Below are 2275 nucleotides of genomic sequence, written 5' to 3' on the forward strand. Positions count from 1 at the left end.
CCGAGCGGCGCGCTCGGCCCCCGNCGGCGAGGCCCGAATCGAACGGCACCGCGACGACCGGATACTCCGCGCCCGTCGCGAAGGCGCGAGCCACACCGTCGCCCTCGCGCGCGTGATCGACGAGCGCGAGCACGACCGACGGCGACTCGGGCAGCCCCGCGATCGCGTCGACGACCGAGCGCGCGTGCTCGGCCGGTGAGCGGCGCGCGTCGGCCACGAGGCACACGACGTCGCACAGAGCCGCGCATCCGGCGAGGTCGGCGAGCGGATGCCGTGCCCCGAAGTCCGTGACCGACACGTCGAAGAACCGGGCGATCGGCGCGGCTTCGCCGAGCCACGCGCCCACGGCGTCGTCGGTGTCGCGCGGGCGCAGGGCGACGACGCCGTCGCGGACCTCGAGTCCGCTCAGCGCTTCCGCCGTGGTGCGGGCCGAGGCGCGGGTGTCGTCCGGCGGCACCGGCTCGGCGCCGAGGCGTGCCGCGAGGCCCGGGGTCCCGGTCGAGACGTCGACCGCGAGCGCCGGCTCGCTCCGCCGCGCGGCGACCGCGCGGACCAGCTGATGCGCGACCGTGCTCGTGCCGGCGCCGGGCGACAGCGACACCACGCCGACGCGACGGGTGGTCGACAGGCCGCCGCGGATCGCGGCATCCCACGAGGTCAACTCGGTGCGCGCGTTCGCGCCGCTGCCGAACACCGCGGTCGACAACGCCCGCAGATCGAGCACGGTCACGACCGGCCGCCGAACATGGCCAGCAGTTCGGCGTAGATGCCCAGGGTGCCGACGAGTAGCGGGATCAGTGCCACGACGGCGAGCGTCTCGACGACGTTCCCGAGGCCGCGCAGGCGCGCGCGGACGTGCGGACGCGGCTGCACGAGCACCATCGTGGCGAGCAGGACGGCCACGACGACCGCCACGCCCGCGCCGATCCAGCCGAGACCGCCGACGAGCAGCACCGTGAGCCCCGCGGCGGCGATCGCGCCGGCCGCCGCCCACAGCAGCCAGCCCTGCCAGCGCAGCGGGAACGCGCGGGTGCGGAGCGCTGCGACAAGGAAGAACGCCAGGGCCAACAGCTCGGTCCAGATCGTGCCCGACAGCGCGAGCACGACCCCGGTCACGCCGAGAATGGATGCCACGGCCCCCACGCTCCACGTGAGCGCCGCGTACGCCTCGTCGATCGCGGCGAACGCGCGCGGCCGAGCCGGTGGCGCTCCCTCCGCGGCGCGCTGGTCGAGGTCGGTCAGTCCCGCCGAGGAGAGAGCGATCCAGGGCAGCGGGCCGGTGGCGAACGCGGCGACGACGCCGGCGACGGCCGAGGCGGCGACGGCATCCACTCCCGCCAGCAGGAGTCCGAGGTACAGCGAGGCGAGGACGGCGCCCAGAGCCCCACCCGATGCGGCCCCGCGGCGGCGGTGCGCGATCCCCACGCCGAGCAGCGCGACGGTGAAGCCCGTGGCGAGCGCGGCGGCGATGCCGGCGAGGATCGACGCGTCGGTGGCGTGACCGGCCGAGGACAGCGCACCGATCGTGGCACTGCCCACGGGGAGAGCGAGACCGGCAGCCGCGGCCGCCACGCACGTCGAGAGGCGGCGAAGACCCCCGAGCCCGAGGCCGGTCGCGATCACGGCGAGCACCACGGAGGTGGCGAGCAGGGCGAACGCCGCGAGGGCCGGTGACGACCACGGCGACAGCCACCCGGCGACCGCGAACGCTCCGGCGATCCCCGAAGCCCCGGCGATCGTGCGCGCGCGTTCGTCCCAGCGGTCGGGTCTGGCGTCGTGCGCGTCGGCGGCGGCATCCGTGACGTCGATCACGACGGGCGGTGGAGGCGCGGCATCCAGTCGGACCAGGCGCACGAGCGTGCCGTCGGCGAGGTCGAGCTGCTGCGGGGTGAGCGCGATGTCGATCTGCTCGCCGTCGGGCGCGATGACCGCGAGCGGGCGCGCGACTGTTCCGGCGGTCTCGCCCAGCAGGTCGAGCAGGCGCGGGATCGCGGCGCCCACGGGCTCGCCGCTCGGGACGACGACCTCGGCGCGACGCTCGGATCCCGCGACGGTCAGACGGGTGTAGATGCTCACGGGATCAGGCCTCCGCTGGGGGTCTGGACGATCGAGGTCGGCTGCTGCGCCCGCTGGGCGAGCAGCTGCGAGACGAACGAGACGCCGACGCACGCGGCGCACGCGATCGCGGCGACGACGATCGAGCCCATCAGGCGCTTCATGTGGTCGTTGACGGTGCGGCGCTCGCCGATGTGGCCGTAGACGAGGGCGGCGCCCA

The 2275-nt window shown here is 75.6% G+C and carries 2 protein-coding genes; both read right to left on the reverse strand.

The features are described 5' to 3' along the window. Window positions 1–726 precede the first annotated feature (726 nt). A complete protein-coding gene (locus tag I5G_RS07530; RefSeq protein WP_022878508.1) occupies window positions 727–2076 on the reverse strand; it encodes an EsaB/YukD family protein in 1350 nt (449 codons plus the stop codon). Next, window positions 2073–2275 (reverse strand): hypothetical protein (locus I5G_RS25795; protein ID WP_022878509.1); only part of this gene is annotated, 203 nt, incomplete at its 5' end. The genes I5G_RS25795 and I5G_RS07530, both read right to left, overlap by 4 nt.

Origin of the sequence: Microbacterium sp. B19, from assembly GCF_000333395.1 — a bacterium.
Taxonomy (GTDB): domain Bacteria; phylum Actinomycetota; class Actinomycetes; order Actinomycetales; family Microbacteriaceae; genus Microbacterium.